The 24,614-nt window shown below is 71.0% G+C and carries 21 protein-coding genes and 1 tRNA gene; 17 read left to right on the top strand and 5 right to left on the bottom strand.

The genetic code is table 11. The features are described 5' to 3' along the window. Nucleotides 1–199 precede the first annotated feature (199 nt). Nucleotides 200–1,633, top strand: a complete 1,434-nt coding sequence (locus tag ACFYNL_RS11630) for an NAD-dependent malic enzyme (protein WP_388800364.1) — start codon at nucleotides 200–202, stop codon at nucleotides 1,631–1,633. A 380-nt stretch (nucleotides 1,634–2,013) separates the two neighbouring features. Then, entirely contained in the window at nucleotides 2,014–2,295 is a 282-nt protein-coding gene (locus ACFYNL_RS11625) for an HU family DNA-binding protein (protein ID WP_007498188.1), read from the top strand. Nucleotides 2,296–2,423: 128 nt separating this feature from the next. Here ACFYNL_RS11625 and murA read toward each other — a convergent pair whose 3' ends face one another. After that, on the bottom strand, nucleotides 2,424–3,764 hold the full coding sequence (murA, locus tag ACFYNL_RS11620) for a UDP-N-acetylglucosamine 1-carboxyvinyltransferase (protein ID WP_388800361.1): 1,341 nt from the start codon (nucleotides 3,762–3,764) through the stop codon (nucleotides 2,424–2,426). Nucleotides 3,765–4,016: 252 nt separating this feature from the next. Here murA and ACFYNL_RS11615 point away from each other — a divergent pair, with 252 nt between their 5' ends. The 11 genes from ACFYNL_RS11615 (at nucleotide 4,017) to ACFYNL_RS11565 (ending at nucleotide 16,776) form a co-directional block, all read left to right on the top strand. After that, nucleotides 4,017–4,589: a YqgE/AlgH family protein gene (locus ACFYNL_RS11615; RefSeq protein WP_388800358.1), complete on the top strand. Its 573-nt coding sequence runs from the start codon at nucleotides 4,017–4,019 to the stop codon at nucleotides 4,587–4,589. Nucleotides 4,590–4,618: 29 nt separating this feature from the next. Then, complete coding sequence (locus ACFYNL_RS11610) at nucleotides 4,619–4,906, top strand: DUF3039 domain-containing protein (protein WP_019754409.1); 288 nt, start codon at nucleotides 4,619–4,621, stop codon at nucleotides 4,904–4,906. Nucleotides 4,907–5,130: 224 nt separating this feature from the next. Next, nucleotides 5,131–6,426, top strand: coding sequence for an extracellular solute-binding protein (locus ACFYNL_RS11605; protein ID WP_388800355.1), 1,296 nt, complete (start codon nucleotides 5,131–5,133; stop codon nucleotides 6,424–6,426). After that, entirely contained in the window at nucleotides 6,423–7,382 is a 960-nt protein-coding gene (locus ACFYNL_RS11600; RefSeq protein ID WP_388800351.1) for a carbohydrate ABC transporter permease, read from the top strand. The genes ACFYNL_RS11605 and ACFYNL_RS11600 overlap by 4 nt, the downstream gene beginning before the upstream one ends. Continuing rightward, complete coding sequence (locus ACFYNL_RS11595; protein ID WP_388800348.1) at nucleotides 7,379–8,221, top strand: carbohydrate ABC transporter permease; 843 nt, start codon at nucleotides 7,379–7,381, stop codon at nucleotides 8,219–8,221. Before ACFYNL_RS11600 ends, ACFYNL_RS11595 begins: the two co-directional genes overlap by 4 nt. 1 nt (nucleotide 8,222) lies before the next feature. Beyond that, the gene (locus tag ACFYNL_RS11590) at nucleotides 8,223–9,854 is read left to right on the top strand and encodes a beta-N-acetylhexosaminidase (RefSeq protein WP_388800345.1); all 1,632 of its coding nucleotides are present in this window, start codon (nucleotides 8,223–8,225) and stop codon (nucleotides 9,852–9,854) included. A gap of 225 nt (nucleotides 9,855–10,079) precedes the next feature. Continuing rightward, complete coding sequence (locus ACFYNL_RS11585; RefSeq protein ID WP_388800342.1) at nucleotides 10,080–10,973, top strand: FAD binding domain-containing protein; 894 nt, start codon at nucleotides 10,080–10,082, stop codon at nucleotides 10,971–10,973. Further along, a complete protein-coding gene (locus ACFYNL_RS11580) occupies nucleotides 10,970–12,613 on the top strand; it encodes a 2Fe-2S iron-sulfur cluster-binding protein (RefSeq protein WP_388800339.1) in 1,644 nt (547 codons plus the stop codon). Before ACFYNL_RS11585 ends, ACFYNL_RS11580 begins: the two co-directional genes overlap by 4 nt. Continuing rightward, on the top strand, nucleotides 12,610–14,919 hold the full coding sequence (locus ACFYNL_RS11575; protein ID WP_388800336.1) for a xanthine dehydrogenase family protein molybdopterin-binding subunit: 2,310 nt from the start codon (nucleotides 12,610–12,612) through the stop codon (nucleotides 14,917–14,919). Before ACFYNL_RS11580 ends, ACFYNL_RS11575 begins: the two co-directional genes overlap by 4 nt. A gap of 110 nt (nucleotides 14,920–15,029) precedes the next feature. Continuing rightward, a complete protein-coding gene (locus ACFYNL_RS11570; protein WP_388800333.1) occupies nucleotides 15,030–15,416 on the top strand; it encodes a hypothetical protein in 387 nt (128 codons plus the stop codon). Between the two features lie 175 nt (nucleotides 15,417–15,591). Beyond that, nucleotides 15,592–16,776, top strand: a complete 1,185-nt coding sequence (locus ACFYNL_RS11565; RefSeq protein WP_388800330.1) for an SUKH-4 family immunity protein — start codon at nucleotides 15,592–15,594, stop codon at nucleotides 16,774–16,776. Between the two features lie 66 nt (nucleotides 16,777–16,842). Here ACFYNL_RS11565 and ACFYNL_RS11560 read toward each other — a convergent pair whose 3' ends face one another. The 3 genes from ACFYNL_RS11560 to ACFYNL_RS11550 are packed head-to-tail and all read right to left on the bottom strand — an operon-like array spanning nucleotide 16,843 to nucleotide 19,670. Beyond that, nucleotides 16,843–18,027 (bottom strand): hypothetical protein, encoded by a 1,185-nt coding sequence (locus ACFYNL_RS11560; protein ID WP_388800646.1) that lies wholly within the window; start codon nucleotides 18,025–18,027, stop codon nucleotides 16,843–16,845. Further along, nucleotides 17,918–18,637 carry a pantetheine-phosphate adenylyltransferase gene (gene coaD, locus ACFYNL_RS11555; protein ID WP_388800327.1) on the bottom strand — a complete coding sequence of 240 codons (720 nt, stop codon included), beginning with the start codon at nucleotides 18,635–18,637 and terminating at the stop codon, nucleotides 17,918–17,920. The genes ACFYNL_RS11560 and coaD overlap by 110 nt, the downstream gene beginning before the upstream one ends. Before the next feature lie 58 nt (nucleotides 18,638–18,695). Further along, nucleotides 18,696–19,670, bottom strand: a complete 975-nt coding sequence (locus tag ACFYNL_RS11550; RefSeq protein ID WP_388800324.1) for a GNAT family N-acetyltransferase — start codon at nucleotides 19,668–19,670, stop codon at nucleotides 18,696–18,698. A 656-nt stretch (nucleotides 19,671–20,326) separates the two neighbouring features. On the opposite strand from ACFYNL_RS11550, the gene ACFYNL_RS11545 reads away from it, so the two are divergent. Further along, nucleotides 20,327–20,644 carry a hypothetical protein gene (locus tag ACFYNL_RS11545; protein ID WP_388800321.1) on the top strand — a complete coding sequence of 106 codons (318 nt, stop codon included), beginning with the start codon at nucleotides 20,327–20,329 and terminating at the stop codon, nucleotides 20,642–20,644. A 180-nt stretch (nucleotides 20,645–20,824) separates the two neighbouring features. Here ACFYNL_RS11545 and ACFYNL_RS11540 read toward each other — a convergent pair. Beyond that, nucleotides 20,825–20,896 (bottom strand) — tRNA-Cys (locus tag ACFYNL_RS11540). A gap of 413 nt (nucleotides 20,897–21,309) precedes the next feature. Between ACFYNL_RS11540 and ACFYNL_RS11535 the strand changes: the two genes are divergently transcribed. The 3 genes from ACFYNL_RS11535 (at nucleotide 21,310) to ACFYNL_RS11525 (ending at nucleotide 24,528) form a co-directional block, all read left to right on the top strand. After that, entirely contained in the window at nucleotides 21,310–21,663 is a 354-nt protein-coding gene (locus ACFYNL_RS11535; protein WP_388800318.1) for a type II toxin-antitoxin system death-on-curing family toxin, read from the top strand. A 131-nt stretch (nucleotides 21,664–21,794) separates the two neighbouring features. Beyond that, nucleotides 21,795–23,585: a DEAD/DEAH box helicase gene (locus ACFYNL_RS11530; RefSeq protein ID WP_388800315.1), complete on the top strand. Its 1,791-nt coding sequence runs from the start codon at nucleotides 21,795–21,797 to the stop codon at nucleotides 23,583–23,585. Nucleotides 23,586–23,886: 301 nt separating this feature from the next. Next, nucleotides 23,887–24,528, top strand: coding sequence for an IclR family transcriptional regulator (locus tag ACFYNL_RS11525; protein ID WP_388800312.1), 642 nt, complete (start codon nucleotides 23,887–23,889; stop codon nucleotides 24,526–24,528). Nucleotides 24,529–24,614: the final 86 nt, after the last annotated feature.

The raw sequence follows: 24,614 nt of genomic DNA, 5'->3' as shown, positions 1-24,614 counted from the left end.
TTGCCGCGAGGCGAGCATGGCGGGTCGGTGTCATGAACGTCGAAGAGGCCCACGTCACCAAGTGACGTGGGTCTCTTTCCGTGGGGGACGTGGCGAACAATACGTTCGCAATCCATGACCGGCTAACTCCTACTCGACGGTAGGTGCGACGATCGGACGGCACATCCCAGCTCCACGGTGAAAGCAGAGGAAGTCGGCCATGGCAACGGCGCCCAGCGTCTCCTACTCGATGACGGTCCGGCTGGAGGTGCCCGCGAGCGGAACCGCGGTCTCCCAGCTCACCACGGCCGTCGAGTCCCACGGAGGCTCGGTGACCGGCCTCGACGTGACCGCGTCCGGCCACGAGAAGCTCCGCATCGACGTCACCATCGCCGCCACCTCCACCTCGCACGCCGACGAGATCGTCGAGCAGCTGCGTCAGATCGAGGGCGTCACGCTCGGCAAGGTCTCCGACCGTACGTTCCTGATGCACCTCGGCGGCAAGATCGAGATGGCGTCGAAGCACCCCATCCGCAACCGTGACGACCTGTCCATGGTCTACACGCCCGGTGTGGCCAGGGTCTGCATGGCGATCGCCGAGAACCCCGAGGACGCCCGCCGCCTGACCATCAAGCGCAACAGCGTTGCGGTTGTGACGGACGGCTCCGCGGTGCTCGGCCTCGGCAACATCGGCCCCAAGGCCGCGCTGCCCGTCATGGAGGGCAAGGCGGCCCTCTTCAAGCGGTTCGCCGGCATCGACGCCTGGCCGATCTGCCTCGACACCCAGGACACCGACGCCATCGTCGAGATCGTCAAGGCGATCGCCCCCGGGTTCGCCGGCATCAACCTGGAGGACATCTCCGCGCCCCGCTGCTTCGAGATCGAGGCGCGGCTGCGCGAGGCCCTCGACATCCCCGTCTTCCACGACGACCAGCACGGCACCGCGATCGTCGTCCTGGCCGCCCTCACCAACGCACTTCGCGTGGCGGGCAAGGCGATCGAGAACATCCGTGTCGTCATGTCCGGCGCCGGCGCGGCCGGTACGGCGATCCTCAAGCTGCTGCTCGCGGCCGGCGTGAAGAACGCCGTCGTCGCCGACATCCACGGCGTCGTGCACGCCGGGCGCGAGGACCTGGTGGACGCCGCGGCCGACTCGCCGCTGCGCTGGATCGCCGACAACACCAACCCCGAGGGGCTGACGGGCACGCTGAAGGAAGCCGTGCGCGGCGCCGACGTCTTCATCGGCGTCTCGGCCCCGAACGTACTCGACGGCGACGACGTGGCCGCCATGGCCGAGGGTGCCATCGTGTTCGCGCTCGCGAACCCGGACCCCGAGGTCGACCCGGCAATCGCCCGTCAGACGGCCGCAGTTGTGGCCACCGGCCGCTCCGACTTCCCGAACCAGATCAACAACGTCCTGGTCTTCCCGGGCGTCTTCCGCGGTCTGCTGGACGCGCAGTCCCGCACGGTCAACACCGAGATGATGCTCGCCGCCGCGAAGGCGCTGGCGGACGTGGTGACCGAGGACGAGCTGAACCCGAACTACATCGTCCCGAGCGTGTTCAACGACAAGGTCGCCGGCGCGGTCGCCGGTGCGGTGCGGGAAGCCGCCAAGGCGGCCGGGGCGGCGACGACCGGCACGTCCGGCGTCTGAGGAGGAACCCCCGTCCAGGGTTTCGGCCGCCTTCCGGGGGCGGACAGCCCCCGGAGCGCCGGCTGTGAGGATCGCCACGGCAAGCCCTTGTAACGGCGCGTCGTGGAACCAAGGGCCTGTGGCAGCCGTTTATGGTGACGGCCAAGCTCGGGCCCTCTCTTCGTGTGACTCCCAAGGGTGTTCTCACGACTCCTCCGGGTGCCGGATTGGCTTTCCCGCCGCAGGTAGGGGCAGGATGCGTCTTCGGGCGCGAGGGTCTGACGACGGACCCGGGTCCGGGCAGTGTCCGAGGACCCTGGCAGCATCGACTTCGCTGTGCCCGATATGCGGCTCCGCCGCGTGGCACGCCTCAAAGGCAAAAAGAACACGGGAGTAACAACATGAACCGCAGTGAGCTGGTGGCCGCGCTGGCCGACCGCGCCGAGGTGACCCGCAAGGACGCCGACGCCGTGCTGGCCGCGTTCGCCGAGACCGTCGGCGAGGTCGTCGCCAAGGGCGACGAGAAGGTCACCATCCCTGGCTTCCTGACCTTCGAGCGCACCCACCGTGCCGCTCGCACCGCGCGCAACCCGCAGACCGGCGACCCGATCCAGATCCCGGCCGGCTACAGCGTGAAGGTCTCCGCGGGCTCCAAGCTCAAGGAAGCGGCCAAGGGCAAGTGACCTTGCCGTCCGCGCACCACGAGACGGTGTGCGGCTCGTAGAAACGCCAATGGGGCGGCGCCCGGTCTTCGGGTGCCGCCCCATCGTTGTGTGCCGGCCGACGCTCTCGAACGCCGACCGGGCCGGACCTATCCCAGCGCCTTACCGGGCAACTCCACCTTCGCGCCCAGCTCGACCAGCTTCTCCATGAAGTTCTCGTAGCCCCGGTTGATGAGGTCGATGCCGTGCACCCGGGACGTGCCCTGGGCCGCCAGAGCCGCGATGAGGTAGGAGAAACCCCCGCGCAGGTCGGGGATGACCAGATCGGCGCCCTGGAGCTTGGTGGGGCCGGAGACGACCGCGGAGTGCAGGAAGTTGCGCTGGCCGAAGCGGCAGTCGGAACCGCCGAGGCACTCGCGGTAGAGCTGGATGTGCGCCCCCATCTGGTTCAGCGCGGAGGTGAAGCCCAGACGGGACTCGTAGACCGTCTCGTGGATGATGGACAGCCCCGTCGCCTGCGTCAGCGCCACCACCAGCGGCTGCTGCCAGTCCGTCTGGAAGCCGGGGTGCACGTCCGTCTCCAGTGCGATGGACTTCAACTGGCCACCGGGGTGCCAGAAACGGATGCCCTCGTCGTCGATCTGGAAGGCACCGCCCACCTTCCGGTAGGTGTTGAGGAACGTCATCATCGAGCGCTGCTGGGCGCCACGGACGTAGATGTTGCCCTCGGTCGCCAGCGCCGCGGACGCCCAGGAGGCGGCCTCCAGGCGGTCCGGGAGGGCGCGGTGGGTGTAACCGCCGAGCTTGTCCACACCGGTGATGCGGATCGTGCGGTCGGTGTCCATCGCGATGATGGCGCCCATTTTCTGCAGGACGCAGATCAGGTCCTCGATCTCGGGCTCCACGGCCGCGTTGGAGAGCTCCGTGACGCCCTCCGCCAGCACGGCCGTCAGCAGGACCTGCTCGGTGGCGCCCACGGACGGGTAGGGCAGCCGGATCTTCGTGCCGCGCAGCCGCTGCGGAGCCTCCAGGTACTGCCCGTCCGCCCGCTTCTCGATCCGCGCCCCGAACTGCCGCAGCACCTCGAAGTGGAAGTCGATGGGCCGGCCGCCGATGTCGCAGCCGCCGAGGCCGGGGATGAAGGCGTGGCCGAGGCGGTGCAGCAGCGGGCCGCAGAACAGGATCGGGATACGGCTGGAACCCGCGTGGGCATCGATGTCAGCGACGTTCGCGCTCTCCACGTGCGAGGGGTCCATCACCAACTCACCCGGTTCCTCACCCGGACGGACCGTGACCCCGTGCAGCTGGAGCAGACCGCGTACGACGCGCACGTCACGGATGTCCGGTACGTTGCGCAGTCGACTTGGCTCGCCGCCCAGCAGAGCGGCGACCATGGCCTTCGGTACGAGGTTCTTCGCACCGCGGACACGGATCTCGCCCTCCAGCGGGGTTCCGCCGTGGACAAGCAGGACATCGTCGTTGACGGTCATGTATCTCGCGTTCCGATGAGTTGGGCAGGGGCCGGAGAGAAAGGGTAATCGCCGCCGACCCCCCTTGAGTAAGCCCGCGGACGGCTCAGGAAGGTCATAGCTCTGTCACAACACGAACCGTTCGCCGCCGGGCACAAGCGGTTACCGTTCCCTTCGTGCGCCGGGCGGCGCTCCTTTCCGCCCTGAGCTGCATTCACTCCCGTACCGGCATTGCCTCCCCACACGAAGGGAAGATGCGGGATCATGTCTGGCATGACCGAGGTGTCCTCGCTCACAGGGCGGCTGCTCGTGGCCACGCCCGCCCTGGCGGACCCGAACTTCGACCGCGCGGTGGTGCTCCTTCTCGACCACGACGAGGAGGGCTCCCTCGGTGTCGTCCTCAACCGTCCCACCCCCGTGGACGTGGGCGACATCCTGGAGGACTGGGCGGACCTCGCCGGTGAACCCGGTGTGGTCTTCCAGGGCGGCCCGGTCTCCCTGGACTCCGCGCTCGGCGTCGCCGTCATCCCGGGTGAGGCGACCGGCGAGAGCGCCCCGCTGGGCTGGCGCCGGGTGCACGGCGCGATCGGGCTGGTGGACCTGGAGGCGCCCCCGGAGCTGCTCGCCTCGGCCGTCGGCAGTCTGCGGATCTTCGCCGGGTACGCCGGCTGGGGGCCGGGCCAGCTGGAGGACGAGCTGGTGGAGGGCGCCTGGTACGTGGTCGAGTCCGAGCCGGGGGACGTCTCCTCGCCGTCGCCGGAGAGGCTCTGGCGCGAGGTGCTGCGCCGCCAGCGCAGCGAGCTCGCGATGGTGGCCACGTATCCGGACGACCCATCTCTCAACTGATGCGTGTGAGCTTCAGTACTCTTGGCGGTATGAGCACTCTTGAGCCCGAGCGCGGGACTGGTACGGGGACCCTCGTCGAGCCCACGCCGCAGACTTCCCACGGCGACGGCGACCACGAGCGCTTCGCCCATTACGTCCAGAAGGACAAGATCATGGCGAGCGCGCTGGACGGCACGCCCGTCGTGGCGCTCTGCGGCAAGGTGTGGGTGCCCGGCCGCGACCCCAAGAAGTACCCCGTGTGCCCCATGTGCAAGGAGATCTACGAGTCCATGGGTGCAGGCGGCGACGACAAGGGCAAGGGCAAGGGCGACAAGTGACTCGCCCGGCCGGTCGGTCGTAGGCAGGACAAGGCCCCCGAGGCGCGTTTCGCGCGCCTTGGGGGCCTTTGTGCTGCCCGCGCGTTGCACAGGGTGCGTCCGCCTGTCACAGAGTGGTTGAGACCTCTTGTGGTCGCGTTCATGCGGTCCCTAGCCTCCGTTGTGTTGTGCAGAGCGAAACATCCATTGCGTATGTTGCAACGCACGTTCGGAGGATCCACTCCATGAAGCTCTCCCCCCGGCTCCCCGCCCTGCTCCTCGCGACCCTCCTGGCGGCGGCCTGCGCCCCCCGGACCTCCACCGACTCCGCCTCCGGCGAGGACGAGCGGACCGGCACCCTGCGGGTCTGGCTCTTCCGGGAGGTCGGCAACCAGCCGAAGGAGAAGGTCGTCGACTCCGTCGTGGCCGCCTTCGAGAAGGCCCACGACGGCACGGAGGTCCACGTCGAGTACATCCCGGTCGAGACCCGCGCCCAACGCGTCAAGGCCGCCTTCAACGACCCCGGGTCGGCGCCCGACGTCATGGAGTACGGCAACACCGACACCGCCGGCCATGTGAAGGACGGCGGACTCCTCGACGTCACCGAGGAGTTCGGCGCCTGGAGCGAGGCGAAGGACACCGACCCCACCGCCGCGCAGTCGGTCACCGTGGCCGGCAAGGTCTACGGCGCGCCCTTCTACGTCGGTGTCCGCGCCCTGTACTACCGCACGGACGTCTTCGAGGAGCTCGGCCTCGAAGTGCCCGCGAACTTGGCCGAATTGGCCTCCACCGCCCGCGAGATCCGCGCCGGCAGGCCCGAGCTGTACGGGCTCGTGGTGGGCGGGGCGTACACGTACGGCGCGATGCCGTTCGTCTGGGCCCACGGCGGTGAGCTCGCCACCGGCGAGGGCGGCTCGTACACCTCGGCGATCGACGGCCCGGCCGCCCGCAAGGGCATCGAGGCGTACACCTCGCTCTTCGGCGACGACAACTGTCCCGCCGCCAAGTGCGCGGGCATGGGCGGCAACGACACCGTGACCGCGTTCGCGGCCGGCAAGGCGGGTATGGCGATCGGCGGCGACTTCAGCCACGCCGCGGTGGAGGCCGGGAAGGTGAAGGGCGCGTACGCGGTCGTACCGCTGCCGGGGGTGAGGACGGGGTCCGTCGCGCCGGCGTTCGCCGGGGGCAACAACATCGGCGTCCTGAAGAGCACGTCGCACCGGACGCTGGCGGTCGAGCTGATGGAGCGGCTCGCCTCGAAGAAGACGCAGGCGTCGATGTTCGAGGCGATGGGGTTCCTGCCGACCTTCACCGACGTGCGGCAGAAGGTCGCCGCGAAGGAGCCGTATGTGAAGCCGTTCGTGGAGACTCTCGCCGCGGGGACCCGGTTCGTGCCCGCCTCGCCCGCGTGGGCGCAGATCGACTCCTCGCTGGTGCTGCCGACGATGTTCCAGGAGATCATCAGCGGCAAGAAGGACGTGGCGGCGGCTTCGGGGGACGCGGCGAGGAAGATGGACGCCGCGTTCGGCTCCGCCGGGTGACGGCGCCCGACGGCCCGGGGGCTGCGGACCGTGCGCGACCGCCGGTGGTTCGTGGCTCGTCGCGCACTTCCCCGCGCCCCCTGCGGGGTTCCGGTGCACCTTGGCTGTACCTCGCCCCTGCTCTCGCCGTTCTCGGCGGGCTGCTCGTCCACCCCGTCTGCCAGCTCGGCCTGATCTCCTTCTTCCAGTACACCCAGGCCCAGGTCAGCGGCGGTGAACCGACCGCCTTCCGAGGGCTGGGGAACTACACGGAGCTCTTCAGAGACCCGCAGTTCCGGCAGGTGCTGCTCGACACGGTCGTGTTCGCGGCGGCCTGTGTCGTGTCGACCCTCGCCGTGGGCTGTGCGCTCGCCGTGCTGCTCACCCGCGTCCGTGCCGTGCCCCGGCTGGCGTTGATGCTGGCCGCGCTGGGGGCGTGGGCCACGCCGGCCATCACCGGGTCGACGGTGTGGCTGTTCCTCTTCGACCCGGACTTCGGGCCGGTGAACAGGGTGCTGGGGCTCGGTGACCACTCCTGGACGTACGGGCGGTTCAGCGCGTTCCTCCTCGTCCTGCTGGAAGTGGTCTGGTGCTCCTTCCCGTTCGTGATGGTGACGGTCTACGCCGGCATCCGCGCCGTCCCGGCCGAGGTGCTGGAGGCCGCCGCGCTCGACGGCGCCTCGCAGTGGCGGATCTGGCGGTCGGTGCTGGCGCCGATGCTCCGGCCGATCCTGGCGGTCGTCACCATCCAGTCGGTGATCTGGGACTTCAAGGTCTTCACTCAGATCTACGTCATGACGAACGGCGGCGGCATCGCGGGCCAGAACCTCGTGCTGAACGTGTACGCCTACCAGGAGGCGTTCGCGTCCTCGCAGTACGGCCTGGGATCGGCGATCGGCGTGGTGATGCTGCTGCTCCTGCTGGCGGTGACGCTGGTCCACCTGCGGCTGCTGCGCGGGCGGGGGAAGGAGCTGTGAGGCTTGTGCGTGCCGTACGGCGGCCGTGGCGGCTGCTCGCCGAGACGTCCGCGCTGCTGATCGCCGCGGCCGTGGCCTTTCCGCTGTACTGGATGGTGCTCAGCGCCTTCAAACCGGCCGGGGAGATCGAGTCGATCCGGCCGCGGCCCTGGACGCTCGCCCCTTCCCTGGATTCCTTCCGGCGGGTCTTCGGGCAGAACGAATTCGGCCGCTACTTCCTCAACAGCCTTGTCGTGGCGGGCACGGTCGTCATCGCCTCGGCGCTGATCGCGTTTCTCGCCGCGACCGCGGTGACACGATTCCGGTTCCGCTTCCGGACCACCTTGCTGATCATGTTTCTGGTGGCCCAGACGGTGCCGGTGGAGGCCCTGACGATCCCCCTGTTCTTCCTCATGCGCGACTTCGGTCAGCTGAACACCCTGGGCTCGCTGATCCTGCCGCACATCGCCTTCTCGCTGCCGTTCGCGATCTGGATGCTGCGGGGGTTTGTGAAGGCCGTTCCGGAAGCCCTGGAGGAGGCGGCGTACATGGACGGGGCGAGCCGGTCGAGATTTCTCTGGCAGATCCTTTTCCCGCTGGTCTTCCCGGGGCTCGTGGCCACGAGCGTGTTTTCCTTCATCTCGGCCTGGAACGACTTCCTGTTCGCCAAGTCCTTCATCATCAGCGACACATCGCAGTCCACCCTGCCGATGGCCCTGCTCGTCTTCTACAAGCCGGACGAGCCGGACTGGGGCGGGGTGATGGCGGCGTCGACGGTGATGACGATTCCGGTGCTGGTCTTCTTCGTGCTCGTGCAGCGGCGACTGGTGTCCGGGCTGGGCGGGGCGGTGAAGGACTGACATGACTTCACCGACGGACGTGATCCCGGCGCCGCGCGCGGTCGAGGGCCCGAGGCGCGGCCGTGTCCCGCTGGACGGGGACACCACGCTGTACGCCGACCCCGGCACGGAGACGACGCAACGCTGGCTGCGCTCCACTCTCGGCGCCGCCTTCGGCCTGCCGCTGCCGCCCGGCCCCGAGGACCGCACCGGCTCCGTACGGCTGCGCCTGGACGGCGCCCTGGAGCCGGAGGCGTACCGGCTCGCTGTCATCGCCGGCCGGGGTGTCGAGATCCGGGGCGGAAGCCCGGCCGGGGTGTTCTGGGGTGCTCAGACGCTGCGTCAGCTGCTCGGCTCCGACGCCTTCCGGCGCGCCCCCGTCCGGCCCGGCACCCCCCTCGGCATCGCGCACCAGGTCATCGAGGACGCTCCCCGATTCCGCTGGCGCGGCCTCATGCTCGACGTCGCCCGGCACTTCACGCCCAAGGACGGAGTCCTGCGCCATCTCGATCTGATGGCCGCCCACAAACTGAATGTCCTCCACTTCCATCTGACGGACGACCAGGGCTGGCGGATCGAGATCGAGAAGTACCCCCGGCTGACGGAGATCGGCGCCTGGCGGGCCCGCACCAAATTCGGCCATCGAGCGTCCCCGCTGTGGGAGGACAAGCCGCACGGTGGCTTCTACACCCAGGACGACATCCGCGAGATCGTCGCGTACGCCGCCGAGCGGCATATCACCGTCGTCCCCGAAATCGACGTACCCGGCCACTCGCAGGCCGCGATCGCCGCGTATCCGGAACTCGGCAACACCGACGTCATCGACACCACCGCCCTCTCCGTCTGGGACACCTGGGGGATCAATCCGAACGTACTCGCTCCCACTGACAACACCCTGCGCTTCTACGAGGGGGTCTTCGAGGAGGTCCTTGAGCTGTTCCCCGGCGAGTTCGTCCATGTCGGGGGTGACGAATGCCCCAAGGACCAGTGGCGGCGGTCGCGCGCCGCGCAGGAGCGCATCAGGGGACTCGGACTGCGGAACGAGGACGAGCTCCAGGCATGGTTCGTCCGACACTTCGACTCCTGGCTCGCGGCGCGCGGGCGCCGGCTGATCGGCTGGGACGAGATCCTGGAGGGCGGGCTCGCGAGGGGTGCGGCGGTGTCGTCCTGGCGCGGGTACGCGGGCGGGGTCGCGGCGGCCCGCGCGGGGCACGACGTCGTCATGTGCCCCGAGCAGCAGGTGTACCTGGACCACCGTCAGGACCCGGGCGCGGACGAGCCGGTCCCCATCGGCTACGTCCGCACCCTGGAGGACGTCTACCGGTTCGAGCCCGTGCCCGCGCAGTTGACGCCGGACGAGGCCCGGCACGTACTGGGCGCGCAGGCCAACGTGTGGACCGAGGTGATGGAGGACCAGGGGCGCGTGGACTACCAGATGTTCCCGCGCCTCGCCGCCTTCGCCGAGGTCGCCTGGAGCAGCCTGGCCGCCCCGAAGGAGCGGGACTTCGCGGACTTCGAGCGGCGGATGGCCACCCATTACGGGCGACTCGACGCCCTGGGCGTCGCCTACCGGCCGCCGTCCGGACCGCGTCCGTGGCAGCGGCGCCCGGGGGTGCTCGGCCGCCCGATCGAGGGGCCGCCCCCGAACAAGTAATGGAAAAAAACCGGCAAGGGTCACCGAAGAGTGTCAATCGGCACGCATCGGTGATGCCGTTCGAAAACGGACCATCTGCCCGATGAGGTGGGCGAATGCCTCCTAGCGGACCCGTGTCCTCGGGTCCTGCGAAGATGTGCCAGAGTTGCCACGTCCGCCCTGTCAGCACGTACCGTACGGCAGCACAGGTGGGACCAGGTGGGGCAGCGGGAAGGGGCAGCCGGTTTGACCACGAGCGCACCGCAGGCGGCGCAGGCCGTCACGCTGCCCACGACGCTGGACGAGGCGGTGGCGGCACTCGCCGCCATGCCGGCCGCCGTACCCGTCGCGGGTGGCACCGACCTGATGGCCGCCGTCAACTCCGGGCAGCTCAGGCCCGCCGCACTGGTCGGCCTCGGCCGGATCAGCGAGATCCGTGGCTGGCAGTACCAGGACGGCCACGCCCTGCTCGGCGCCGGCCTCACGCACGCGCGCATGGGCCGCCCCGACTTCGCCGCCCTGATCCCGGCGCTCGCCGCCGCCGCGCGCGCCGCGGGCCCGCCGCAGATCCGCAACGCGGGCACCCTGGGCGGCAACATCGCCTCGGCGTCCCCGACCGGTGACGCGCTGCCGGTCCTCGCCGCCCTCGAAGCCACCCTGATCATCGCGGGCCCGGGCGGAGCCCGCAGGGAGATCCCGGTCTCGCACCTGCTGGCCGGCATGGAGATGCTTCGCGCGGGCGAGCTCATCGGCTACGTGCGCGTGCCGCTGCTGCACGCCCCGCAGGTCTTCCTCAAGGCCACCGGCCGCACCGGCCCGGGGCGCGCGATGGCGTCCGTCGCCGTCGTCCTCGACCCCGCGCGGCGCGGAGTCAGGTGCGCCGTGGGCGCCATAGCGCCGATGCCGCTGAGGCCCCTGGAGGCCGAGCACTGGGTCGCCCAGCTGATCGACTGGGACAACAACCGGGCGATCGTCCCGGAGGCCCTGCACGCCTTCGGGGAGTACGTCGCCGCGGCCTGCATCCCCGACCCGGCCCCGGCCGAGGACGGGTCCATGGCCCAGCATCCGCCCGCCGTACTGCACCTGCGGCGCACCGTCGCCGCGCTGGCCCGACGAGCACTGGGGAGGGCGCTGTCGTGACCGACGACCAGCACGGAGAGGGCACACCCCAGGGCGCGGGCCGCTGGGACCCGCTGCCCCAGGGCGACTACGACGACGGCGCCACCGCCTTCGTCAAGCTCCCCGAAGGGGGCGTCGACGCCCTCCTGGCCTCCTCCGACAGTCCGCTCGCCGCGCCGGGCCACGGTTATGTGCCGCCGCAGATAACGGTCGCGTCGGGCTCGACCGCGGGAACCGACCCCGCGGCCCCCGGCGGCTGGCCGGTCGCGGGTGCGCCCGCCGAGGGTGCCTCGTGGCCCGACCCGAACGCCGCCGGGCAGGACGCGGGCGGTGACCGGTTCACGTACCACCCCGCCGCCACCCAGCAGTGGAACTTCTCGGAGACCGCCGCCGGCCAGGAGGTCCCCGGGGAGCCCCGCCAGGACGTCACCGGACAGTGGTCGATCCCGGTGGCCGAGGGTGACCTTCCGGACGAATCGGGCGAGTTCACCACGTCGTCGCTGGTCGAGCAGTGGGGCGGAAGCCCGCCGGCCACGCTGCCGGGCGGCGCGCCCGCCCCGTGGGCGACCCAGGCGACGGGACAGCCGTGGGGCGAGCAGGCGGAGGCCGCGCAGCCCCGGGAGCAGTCCGCGGCGCACGGCGCCGACCGGACCGCCGTACGGCCCGACGCGCCCGCCCCGGCCCATCCGCACGACCCGCACTCCCACCAGCAGCCCGCGCAGGGGCAGTCGGGCCCGGACGAGCACGCTCCCGCGGCGCCGCTCTCGGAGACCTCCGAGGTGTCCGCGCAGGCGTACACACGGCCGCGCGAGGAATCCGGCGCGGAGCCCGCGCAGCCGGTCTCCGAAGCCGCGGACGGCACCCAGGGCGCCCCGGGCGTCCAGGAGCCCGCAGAGGCCGCCGACGACCCCGCCGAGGCCCCCGCGGACGCCGCCCGGGACGGCGCGGCGGACCCGGAGCCCGAGACGGCGCAGGGCGCCGGGGCCCCGGAGGCCGCCTCCGACGACGTACCGCCGCCCACCGGCGAGGAACATCCCCTCGCCTCCTACGTCCTGCGCGTCAACGGCGCCGACCGGCCCGTCTCGGACGCCTGGATCGGCGAGTCGCTGCTGTACGTGCTGCGTGAGCGGCTGGGCCTCGCGGGCGCCAAGGACGGCTGCTCGCAGGGCGAGTGCGGGGCCTGCAACGTGCAGGTCGACGGACGGCTCGTCGCGTCCTGCCTGGTGCCCGCCGTGACCGCCGCCGGCAGCGAGGTGCGCACGGTCGAGGGACTGGCCGCCGACGGGCAGCCCTCGGACGTGCAGCGGGCACTCGCGCGCTGCGGTGCCGTCCAGTGCGGCTTCTGCGTGCCCGGCATGGCGATGACCGTGCACGACCTGCTGGAGGGCAACCCGGCACCGACCGAGCTGGAGACCCGGCAGGCGCTGTGCGGCAACCTGTGCCGCTGCTCCGGCTACCGGGGCGTCGTGGAGGCCGTCAGGGAAGTCGTCGCCGAGCGCGAGGCGCAAAGGGCCTCCGACGGCGAACGGGACGGCGACGAGCCGCGTATCCCTCACCAGGCGGGCCCGGGAGCCGGTGGGGTCAACCCCTCGGCGTTCGAGGCACCCGGTGCCATGGAACCGCGTGACCAGGCGTACGGACAGGACGGAGGCCAGGCGTGAGCAACGAAGCCGCCACCGCGACCACAGCCGCGGAGGCAGCACCCGCCCCCGAGCCGATCCCGCACGGCATCGGCGCCTCCCTGCCGGCCGCCGACGCCCGTGCCAAGACCGAGGGCACCTTCCCGTACGCCGCCGACCTGTGGGCCGAGGGCCTGCTGTGGGCGGCCGTGCTGCGCTCGCCGCACCCGCACGCGCGCATCACGTCCATCGACACCTCCCACGCGCGTGAGATGCCCGGCGTCAGGGCCGTCGTCACGCACGAGGACGTACCCGGCAGCCCGTTGTTCGGCCGGGGCCGGGCCGACCGGCCGGTCTTCGCCTCCGAGGTCGTACGCCACCACGGCGAGCCCATCGCCGCCGTCGCCGCCGACCACCCGGACACCGCTCGGCTGGCCGCCGCGGCCGTCATCGTCGAGTACGAGGTGCTCGACCCCGTGACCGACCCCGAGCAGGCGTTCGAGGCCGAGCCGCTGCACCCCGACGGCAACCTGATCCGCCACATCCCGCTGCGCCACGGCGACCCCGACGCGGCGGGCGACGTCGTCGTCGAGGGGCTGTACCGCATCGGGCGCCAGGACCCGGCCCCCATCGGCGCCGAGGCGGGCCTCGCCGTGCCGCGTCCCGACGGCGGCGTCGAGCTCTACCTGGCCTCGACCGACCCGCACACCGACCGCGACCGCGCCGCCGCCTGCTACGGCCTGGAGCCCGAACGCGTCAAGATCGTCGTCACCGGCGTCCCCGGCGCCACCGCCGACCGCGAGGACCAGGGCTTCCAGCTCCCGCTCGGTCTGCTCGCGCTGAAGACCGGCTGCCCGGTGAAGCTGACGGCCACGCGCGAGGAGTCCTTCCTCGGCCACACCCACCGGCACCCCACCCTCCTGCGCTACCGCCACCACGCGGACGCCGAGGGCCGGCTCGTGAAGGTCGAGGCGCAGATCCTGCTGGACGCGGGCGCCTACGCCGACACCTCCTCCGACGCGCTGGCCGCCGCGGTCGCCTTCGCCTGCGGCCCGTACGTCGTCCCGAACGCCTTCATCGAGGGCTGGGCCGTACGCACCAACAACCCGCCCTCCGGCCATGTGCGCGGCGAGGGCGCCATGCAGGTGTGCGCCGCCTACGAGGCGCAGATGGACAAGCTGGCCAAGAAGCTCGGTGTGGACCCGGCGGAGCTGCGCCTGCGCAACGCGATGGCGACGGGCGACGTGCTCCCGACGGGACAGACGGTGACCTGCCCGGCCCCGGTGGCCGAACTGCTCCAGGCGGTACGGGACCACCCGCTGCCGCCGCTGCCCAAGGACACGCCCGAGGACGAGTGGCTGCTGCCCGGCGGTCCCGAGGGCGCGGGCGAACCGGGTGCCGTTCGGCGGGGCGTCGGCTACGGCCTCGGCATGGTGCACATGCTCGGCGCCGAGGGCGCCGACGAGGTCTCCACGGCGACCGTGAAAGTCCACGACGGCGTGGCGACGGTGCTGTGCGCCGCCGTCGAGACCGGCCAGGGCTTCACCACCCTGGCCCGGCAGATCGTCCAGGAGACCCTGGGCATCGACGAGGTGCACGTGGCACCCGTCGACACCGACCAGCCCCCGGCGGGCGCGGGCTGCCGCGGCCGGCACACCTGGGTGTCGGGCGGCGCGGTGGAGCGGGCGGCCAAGATGGTCCGCACGCAACTGCTGCAGCCCCTGGCGCACAAGTTCGGGATGTCCACCGAACTGCTCCAGATCACCGACGGCAAGATCACCTCGTACGACGGCGTGCTGTCGACCACCGTCACCGAGGCGATGGAAGGCAAGGAACTGTGGGCGACGGCCCAGTGCCGCCCCCACCCCACCGAACCGCTGAACGAGGCGGGCCAGGGCGACGCCTTCGTGGGCATGGCCTTCTGCGCGATCCGCGCGGTCGTCGACGTCGACATCGAACTGGGCTCGGTCCGGGTCGTGGAGCTGGCGCTCGCCCAGGACGTCGGCCGGGTGCTGAACCCGGCCCAGCTGGAGGCGCGGCTGGAGGCGGGCGTGACGCAGGGCGTGGGCATCGCGCTCACGGAGAACCTGCGCTCGGCGCGCGGTCTGATCCGCCATCCGGACCTGACCGGCTACTCGCTGCCGACGGCCCTGGACGCCCCGGACATCCGGATCGTGAAGCTGGTGGAGGAGCGGGACGTGGTCGCGCCCTTCGGCGCCAAGTCGGTGAGCGCGGTGCCGGTCGTGACCTCGCCCGCGGCCATCGCGTCGGCCGTGCGGGCCGCGACGGGCCGCCCGGTGAACCGCCTGCCGATCCGCCCGCAGGCGGCGGTGGTGACGGGCCAGTGACCTGGCCGGCCGGGCACGCGGTGCCGTGGACCCGCCGCGCCGTGCGGCCCGCCGCGGGTGGCCCCGGGCGGGCGGGTCCGGTGCTGTGATGTCGTCGAGGGAGCGCACCCGTGCGTCTGGTCTCTGATCCTCGGTTCGGGGAAGTGGATCTCGCCGGTTCGGCCGACGAACTGGCCGGCCTGGCCGACGCGGTGGCCGAGGGCGAGGGGTTCCTCGCCTGCGAGCCGCTGCCGGAAGGCAACGGCCTGACGGGGATCTCGGTGCGGACCACCTCCGAGCCCGGGGTGCGCATCGAGCTCGACAGCGGGCTGCGGGCCCTCGTGATCAGCGGAGATGCCGAATCCAGGGGAGTGCTCGGCCGTAACCTGCGGACCATGGCCATGGCAGAGGACGGCGGCCACCTCCACGTCGACTACTTCCCCGAGCACCCCTATCTCCTCGAAGGATCACTGCCGTTGGTGGTGTCCGGCCCTCATGGGGGCATGCCGGCGCGATGAGTGGGAAGTCGTCGGTGGCGCGGCGTTCGGACGGGCCGGGACCGGCGCTGTTCCGGTGCGTTGTCAGTGGTGGCGCGTAGTGTTCCGAGCAGTGGGACGGCCGCCGGTTCGGAGGCCGGCCGGTCGGCCGTGTCCCGCTGCCCGGGGGCGGTGAGCAAGCGCAGGCGGGGGAGCCATGAGCACGACGATCACACATCACGCGGGTGAGACGGCGATCATCCTGACCGAGACCGAGCTCGATCCGTACGTCACGCACGCATCCACGCGACGCTGGCTGACGGGGCCCGGACTGCCCGCCGACAGCGGTGTGCTGGACTTCGCCGAGTTGTGCCGCGAGGGTCTGCGGACGGTGGCCGACTCGACGGGCCACGAGGACCGACTGGCCGCGGAGTTGCGGGACCAGCTCGTGATAGGCGGACTGCTGGGCCCCGGCGCTCTTCGGACGGAGTCGGTCCTGCTGGACGGCACGACGGGCGAGGTCTCGACGACGTACTTCCTGCACGACCGACCCGACCTGATGGACCGTCGCCCCCTGGCACCGTCCCTGCGGACGCTGGTCCGCTTCGCTCAGACGACGGACGAACTCGCGGGACTGCGCGGCCAGTTCGCCTCCTACGTCGGCCGGTACGGCCCCAAGGCGGTCGCCGAGGCGTCGCGGCAGCTGCTCGCGGTGTTCGCCGAGGGCACGGAGGGCGAGCCGGCCCCGTTCTGGAAGATGGCGGCTCTGATCCGCCCGCTGGCGCTCGTGGCGGGCCGCGCGGGGGAGTCGGGCCTGGCGCTGGACCTGCCGGCTCGGCTGCTGGACCAGGAGTTCGGCCGGCGCGAGGTGGTGCGTTTTGAGGAGGTCGACTTCCCCGCGACGCTCACCCACGAGCCGACCCGCCGCTTCCTGCGCGAGGTGGGGCTGCCTGAGGACGGTTTCCTGTTCTCCCTCGACACGGACATGCCCCTGGCGACCCTGGCCGAGTACTACGCGAACACCGACCCCTCGGCCGAGATCCCGGCCGGAGCCGACCACTTGATACGCCTCGGCCACCTCGTCGAGGACAACAGCCTGGTCGTCGACGGAGAGACCGGAGCGGTCCTCAACTGGAGCGAGACCGAGGCGAGGTTGTTCCCGCTCAACACGGACGTCTCGACCCTCGCCTTCACCCTCTGGCTGCTGCACCGCGAGCAGGCGATCGACGAGGAGTGGGACCACGAGCTGACGACCGGCACCTACGACCAACTGGCCATGACGATGCTCCAGGTCCTGTCCACGGTCGACCCGACGGGTACCGGAGCCGACCGGCACTACTGGACGGAGATGTTCCAGGACGAGGCGAGCGGCGTCCTGGAGTCGGTGGGCGTGGGGCGGTGAGACGGCGTCGGCGCCGAGCGAACCGCCCGCCCGGCCCACCGGACGGACGGGCGGTCGGTGATGCCCTCAGGAGGACGTGGCGCCCGAGCGGCGGCGGCGTACGGCCATGACCAGGACACCGCCGACGGCGGCCGCGGCGGCCGCGGCACCGGCGAGGAGCGGGGCGCCGTCGGAGCCGGTACTGGCGAGGCTCCCGCCGACGGAACCGGTGCCGCCGGTCGACGTACCCGCCGAAGTGCCCGCCGACGTGGCTCCCGTACCGCCCGTTCCGCCGGTGGACTGGCCCTCGGGGTCGTTGCCGTCGCCGCCCGAGGTAGAACCGCCGTCCGACGAACCGCCGGTGGAGGAACCGCCGGAGGTGGCGGGGCCGGGCTCGTAGTCGTCGGGGATGTCGATGCGGATGTACGCCTTGTCGTTGGCGGGGTTCTTGTCGAAGGCGGGGTGGATGTCGTAGACGGACGTGACCTTCACCTCGCCCTTGGTGTCCTGGGCGCTTTCCTCGATGTCCAGCGAGAAGGTGAAGGAGAGCGACTGGCCGACCTCGATGGTGTGGTCGGCGGGCGTGCAGACGTACCTGGACCTGCCCGGCGTCCCTCCGGGCCCGGACGGGCCGTCGATCCCGAACGGCGCGCAGGTCTCGGGTACTTCGGCGGCGACCGTGCCCGGCGGGATCTGCACCATGAGCGCCGTCTGGTCGTCGCTCTCCTGGTTCCGGATCCAGCCGGGGCCGTCGTTGCGCAGCTGCACCGTGACCGACTGACCGTCCCCGGCGAGCGCCTCGGTGTCCTCGCCGACCGCGACGAGGTCGGCCGAGCTGTCCGCGGTCAGGGTCAGGCGGCGGTAGCTGTCACCGAACCCCTCGCCGGGCGCCTCCCCGGTGGCTCCGGTCCCGTACTCGACGGCCTCCATCAGCGCCTTGGGCAGCGCCTTGAACCGCACGGGCGTCTCGACGGAGGCGCCGGGTTCGATGACGGTGTCGAGCTCGCAGACCGCCTGCCTGACCTGGTCCTCGATCGTCGAGTAGGTGCAGCCCGCCACGGGCTCGGGGAAGTCGAGCCCCCGGGTCAGCCGGATCCGGAAGGTGACGCCGTCCGCGACCGCGGTGCCCTTGTTGGTGATGACGACGGACTCGTCGTACACGTCACCGGGCTTGGGAGACGTACGCGGCAGGTTGGACACCACCAAGGAGGGCCCGGCACTCTCCTCGGCGGACGCCGCGGGAGCGGCGACCACCGGGACGGCCGCGGCGATGGCGGCAGCTGCCACGAGGGCTGCCGAGGGGCGGAGGTGCGGGCGGCAGTGCTGGCGCACGATGGGTCTCCTCGTCGGGACAGGAAGCACGGCGACCGGAGCTTTGCCGTCCAGTCATGTCCTGGACATTCGGAGGGGGGTCAGGGTTGTGCTGCGGTTCGGGGAGACGGGCCGGAGCACCCTGTTCATCCGCATGACGGTCCTGTTGGCTCACCGCGGTGACCAGGGTGGACGAGATGTGGCCCAGGGCGGGGTCGGCAGCGATGAGGAACGTCTCGACTCCGGCCACTTCCTTGTTCGTGCGGGCCATCGACATCTCGTAGTCCACGTCGTGAACGTTTCGGACTCCGCGCACGACGACGTCGATCCCGGCTCGGCGGCAGTAGTCGACCAGCAGGCCGCCGGTGTGGGAATCGACCGTGACGTTGCTCAGATCGGTCGCCGCCGCGCGCAGCCGGTCCAGCCGTTCGGCGATGGGGAAGCGGCCGCTCTTGTTCGCGTGGGACATCACGCAGACGACGACCTCGTCGAACAGGAGGGCGGCGCGGCGGAGAACATCCTGGTGCCCTCGGGTGACCGGGTCGAAGGACCCTGGGAAGAGCGCTCGCACGGTCAGAAGAGTAACCAGCGGTCGGCGCCGGTGGTGAAGTGCCGGAACGGCGGTGGACTCAGCGCCAGTCGTCGATCACGTAGGCGTCCGGGTGGCTGTAGCCCGGCTCGTTGGGCTTGTGCATGGTCACGCCTTGCAGCCAGGTACGGAAACCGCGGTCGACCATGCGCCGGTAGGCGTCCTGGCGGGCCAGGTTCATTCCGGCGTCCAGTTGGCCGAGTCCCTTCTCGGCGGCCAGCTGCTCGCACGCGCTCAGCAGCCGTTCGAACCGGTCCGCGGCGTCCGGGCCGGGGCGTACGGCGCCGAACTTGACGAAGCACACGTCCTCACCGGCCTCCGACCCCGCCCCGCAGTGGCAGACGGCCAGACCGTCGAGGTCGGAGCCGGTGCCCTCCAGGAGGATGGTGTCACCGATCCCCTGTGCCTGCGTGGCCGTGATCTCGCGCTCCAGGCTCAGGCCCTCGTACACGGCTCCCGTCAGCGCGCGGCAGAGGCTCAGTGCGGCGGGCCGCTCAGCGGCGGTCAGCTCGCCGTACAGCACTCGGCCGGGGACCGCGGCACTGACGGCGACCTGTTTCCTCATGATGGCGGTGAGGAAGCGGGGCCAGAAACCGTACCGGCGGTAGAGCTCCAGGTGCTTGGGACTGTGCGAGAAGGTGAACAGGCCGAGGTGGCGGTTCTCCCAGGTGTCGAAGCAGGCCAGGACCGGTTCCATGAGGCGCCTGCCGATGCCCTGGTCCCACAGGTCCGGGCGTACGGTCAGCGGGCCGAAGAACCCGACGCTGCCCCAGTGGGCGGCGAAGTTCGTTCCGACGACCTCGCCTCCGACGGTCGCCGCGAAGGCCGCGTCCGGGTCGGCCGCCCAGCGGGTGCGGACATAGTCGGCGGTCCCGAAGAACGTCTCCGGCTCCGGGGCCCCGAGAAAGGTTCCGAAGGCGACCCTGAAGATCTCGTCGGCCCGGTCCAGGTCCGGCTCGACCAGCGGGCGGACCGACACCGAGGCGGCGACACTCGTTCGCTTCGCTGCGGGCATGATCGCTCTCCTTTCCGCCCCCGTTCCATCGCACCACGGGCGTGCGCCGGGGGCGAAGCGACAGGTCCGGCGGTGCCGCGGGGGAGCGAGGGACCGCCTTTCCGCCGATGACCGGGCCGCCGCTCATCCGCCGACCCACGACCGGGCGGCCGTGCTCCCGCCGATCGATGACCCGCTGGGCGGGGCTTGGAGACCGAGCTACGACGGCTGACCTGGACGACACCCTTCGGCGACGGGTCCGCAGCCGCACGCCGGGATGATGGTGCAGCCTCGCTCAGCGATCACATCACGACTACCAGGTTGGCTGAAAACCTCGTCAATCGACTGGGTGTACTTTTCTCTGATTGCGCTGGAAGGGCTCTTGGGTTTCTTGAGCGTGAAGTCAAGAGTTCCGTAACGAACACTGATAACAGTAGGCTCGTTCGCATCGCTCGACTCTAGTGAAGCCGCTCTCGGTGTATTTGATGATGCATTTCCGGTCGCCGCTGAGAAATTGAAGTAATCGTTCCGGGGGGCTGAGGTTGTTTCCTCTCGGTGTACGCGTTTTTTCGTATTGCCCGGCCTCGTGATTCCTGCAAGCATGACCGCGTCGATGGTTCATGGCGCCAATGAGTCAATGGGCCAATGGGTCGAGAACTTCCGCGGAGGTAAATTTCATGGCAACGGCGACGCTTCTATGTGACGTTGGCCCGTGTGATGACGACGCCTATCTGTTCATCAACGGCCGTCTGGTAGTCAGCACCCGACTGGGGGAGACCCGGCAATTCAGGCGTGATCTGGTAGACGGGGACTACAATTTCCGATTCAAGGTCGTCAATAGTGGAGGCTGGGCTTGGCGGGCCAAGCTCGGGATCCTGATTAACGGCGAGGCGGTCGCCGCCGTTGACGAGGTCGGCGGCAGCGGATTCTACACCGGTCAAGTCTATGAACAGGAGTGGCAAGTCCTCATCGTCGACGGGAAGCAGAAGTTCTGAAATTGGCAGCGTAAAGACGGGCGGGCGTCTGTCAGGGTTTTCCGGTCGTGACCGATGCGCTCGCCGAGTCCGGCTTGGCGGTTACTTGTTGTCGCATTGAGACGGGGACCGAGACGGACGGACCGAAACGGTGGCACCGCTCTGGGGTGCCACCGTTTCGTTTCCCTGGTCAGGCAGGAGAGGCCGTGGCGGGAATCGAACCCGCGTAACTTGCTTTGCAGGCGAGTCCCTGAACCACTCGGGCACACGGCCGCGTTCGGTGACTCGACCGTAGGCGGGGCGCGAGAGGCGCTTCAAGGGAACGCCCCGCCTTGCAACAGGACTGCCATGCCCCGTTCATGAACCCGGTGGTCGTACGGCCAGGACCTGGTTCGGGCGCGTTCGTCGACGTTCGCGGCGGTGTCCCCGCCGAGACGGGAGTGGTCGTACGGCTGTCGTCGGTGGGTGAGCGCGCGCCGTGCCCTCCCGTCATGCCCGAGCCGACCCTCCCTCTCGACCCGCCACCCGGCAGTCCCGCGACTGCCTCGCCGTCGCCTGCGGCAGCCGGCCCAAAGACATCGCCGGGGACGCCGTGCGCAGGTATCTGGAGGGGGAGGCCCGGCGGGTACGTGCCGTCGACGAGCGGCTCGCCGCGGCGCACGCCGATCTGCTGCGGAGGCTGGGCGATGTCCCGCCGCCTCACCGTCGCCGAGGTGGCCTTCGGGGGCGGGCGCCCGAGGCCGGGGAGCCGGGGCCGCTCGCGTCGGCGGCGTACCGGCACCGCCCGCATGTTCGGCATGGCGGCCTACGAGGGCCTGTACGAACGGGCGGCCGTCCTGCTGCGCTACCGCGCGACCGACCATCCCCTCGTCGACGGCGACAAGCGCACCGACCGGCTCGCCGCCGCGACCCTTCTCGGCGTCAGCGGCGTCGGCCTCGCGAGCCGCGGACAGGACGCCGCGTACGACCTGGTCATCGATGCGGCCTCGGGAGACGAGAGCGACATCCGCGCGATCGCGGGGCGACCGCGGCCGCTGTGACGTGGGTCCCACCCGCGGGTGCGGCGGCCTCGTCCGCGCATGGACGGCGCCGGGCCGCCGGTAGGGTGGCCCGGTTGTCATACGCAGCCGACCCGCTGATCCACCGAGCCGCCCGACCCTCAACGGAGACCGTGACTACCACCGCCGCCTCCTCCCACCACCTTTCCCCCGCCTTCCCCGGACGCGCCCCCTGGGGCACCGCCAGCAAGTTGCGTGCCTGGCAGCAGGGGGCGATGGAGAAGTACATCCAGGAGCAGCCGCGTGACTTCCTCGCGGTCGCCACGCCCGGCGCCGGAAAGACGACCTTCGCCCTCACCCTCGCCTCCTGGCTGCTGCACCATCACGTCGTGCAGCAGGTCACCGTGGTCGCGCCGACCGAGCACCTGAAGAAGCAGTGGGCGGAGGCGGCGGCGCGCATAGGCATCAAGCTCGACCCCGAGTACAGCGCCGGGCCGCTCGGCAAGGACTACCAGGGTGTCGCCGTGACCTACGCCGGTGTCGGCGTGCGGCCCATGCTGCACCGCAACCGGGTCGAGCAGCGCAAGACGCTCGTCATCCTCGACGAGATCCACCACGCCGGTGACTCCAAGTCCTGGGGCGAGGCCTGTCTGGAGGCGTTCGAGCCCGCGACGCGACGGCTCGCGCTGACCGGTACGCCGTTCCGCTCCGACACCAACCCCATCCCGTTCGTGACGTACGAGGAGGACAACGCCGGCATCCGGCGGTCGGCCGCCGACTACACCTACGGCTACGGCTCCGCACTCACCGACGGCGTCGTGCGGCCCGTCATCTTCCTCTCCTACAGCGGCAACATGCGCTGGCGGACCAAGGCCGGCGACGAGATCGCGGCCCGCCTCGGCGAGCCGATGACCAAGGACGCCGTGAGCCAGGCCTGGCGCACCGCCCTCGATCCGCGCGGTGAGTGGATGCCCAGCGTGCTGCGCGCCGCCGACCAGCGCCTCACCGAGGTCAGGAAGGCCATCCCGGACGCCGGCGCGCTCGTCATCGCCTCCGACCAGGACTCCGCGCGCGCCTACGCCAAGCTCATCCGTGAGATCACCGGGAACAAGGCGACCCTCGTGCTGTCCGACGACGCCGGGGCCTCGAACCGCATCGACGAGTTCAGCAACAGCAACGACCGGTGGATGGTCGCCGTGCGCATGGTGTCCGAGGGCGTCGACGTCCCCCGGCTCGCGGTCGGCGTGTACGCCACCACCATCTCCACCCCCCTCTTCTTCGCACAGGCCGTCGGCCGCTTCGTACGGTCCCGGCGGCGCGGCGAGACCGCGTCGGTCTTCCTGCCGACCGTCCCGGACCTGCTCACCTTCGCCAACGAGATGGAGGTCGAGCGCGACCACGCCCTCGACAAGCCGAAGAAGGAGGGCGAGGAGGACCCGTACGCCGAATCCGAGAAGGAGATGGAGGAGGCGAACAAGGAGCAGGACGAGGACACCGGCGAGCAGGAGCAGTTCTCCTTCGAGGCGCTGGAGTCCGAGGCCGTCTTCGACCGGGTCCTCTACGACGGTGCCGAGTTCGGCATGCAGGCCCACCCCGGCAGCGAGGAGGAGCAGGACTACCTCGGCATCCCCGGGCTCCTCGAACCCGACCAGGTGCAGCTCCTGCTCCAGAAGCGGCAGGCCCGGCAGATCGCGCACAGCCGCAAGAAGCCGGCCGAGGAGGCCGATCTGCTGGAGCTGCCCGCGGAGCGGCGGCCCGTCGTCTCGCACAAGGAGATGATGGAGCTGCGCAAGAAGCTCAACACCATGGTCAGCGCCTACGTCCACCAGAGCGGCAAGCCGCACGGGGTCATCCACACCGAGCTGCGGCGGGTGTGCGGCGGACCGCCCAGCGCCGAGGCCACCGCCGGACAGCTCAAGCAGCGCATCGCCAAGGTGCAGGAGTGGGCCACCCGGATGCGGTGACGGCGGGGGGCGGAGGCGGGGTCCCGCACGCCGTACGTATCCGGGCAAACGGGAGCCGTTCGTATCGGCCATTGCCCGGATTCTGGACGGAGCCTTCCGCTCAGCGAACCGGCTTCGCTAATGTCCGCCTACGCATACGCCCCGTGGCAGCGCCGCCGCGGAGCGCAGCCGTGAAGCGACGCGGTCCGGACTCACCGGGCCGCCGGCCGATCGGCGGCCTCTGACGCGCGTCGCTGAACGGGACTCGGTGACGCACCCGCCGCGATGAGGCCGTCGACCTCACCACTAAGGAGTGGGCGTCGTGACCGCGGAGACCTCTCAGACGCTCGACCGAGGACTGCGCGTCCTCAAGCTGCTGGCCGATACGGACCACGGGCTGACCGTCACCGAGCTATCCAACAAACTGGGCGTGAACCGGACCGTGGTGTACCGGCTGCTCGCCACGCTCGAACAACACGCGCTCGTACGCCGTGACCTCGGCGGCCGCGCCCGGGTCGGGCTCGGCGTGCTGCGCCTGGGCCGACAGGTGCATCCACTGGTACGGGAGGCGGCGCTGCCGGCGTTGCGCTCGCTGGCCGAGGACATAGGCGCGACCGCCCATCTGACGCTGGTGGACGGCACGGAGGCGTTGGCCGTCGCCGTCGTCGAGCCGACCTGGACGGACTACCACGTGGCCTACCGGGCGGGCTTCCGGCACCCGCTGGACCGCGGCGCGGCCGGCCGGGCGATCCTGGCCGCGCGCCGGCAGCCGATGGAGGAGCCCGGATACACCCTGACCCACGGCGAGTTGGAGGCCGGCGCGAGCGGGGCCGCCGCGCCGTTGCTCGGGGTGACCGGGGTCGAGGGCAGCGTGGGTGTGGTGATGCTGGCCGACGCGGTGCCGGAGCGGGTGGGTCCGCGGGTCATGGACGCGGCCCGGGAGGTGGCGGAGGCGTTGCGCTGAGGTGTCCGGCCGGAGGTGGCGTGGCCGCGTGCGCTCCAGGTGGTGTCTGACACCACCTAGGCAGGGCCGCCGCCGCCTCCGACACT

This window comes from Streptomyces sp. NPDC007808 (assembly GCF_042868655.1).
Taxonomy (GTDB): Bacteria; Actinomycetota; Actinomycetes; order Streptomycetales; family Streptomycetaceae; genus Streptomyces.
The sequence above is the reverse complement of the archived record's forward strand: the minus strand, read 5'-3'. Positions and strand labels throughout refer to the sequence as shown.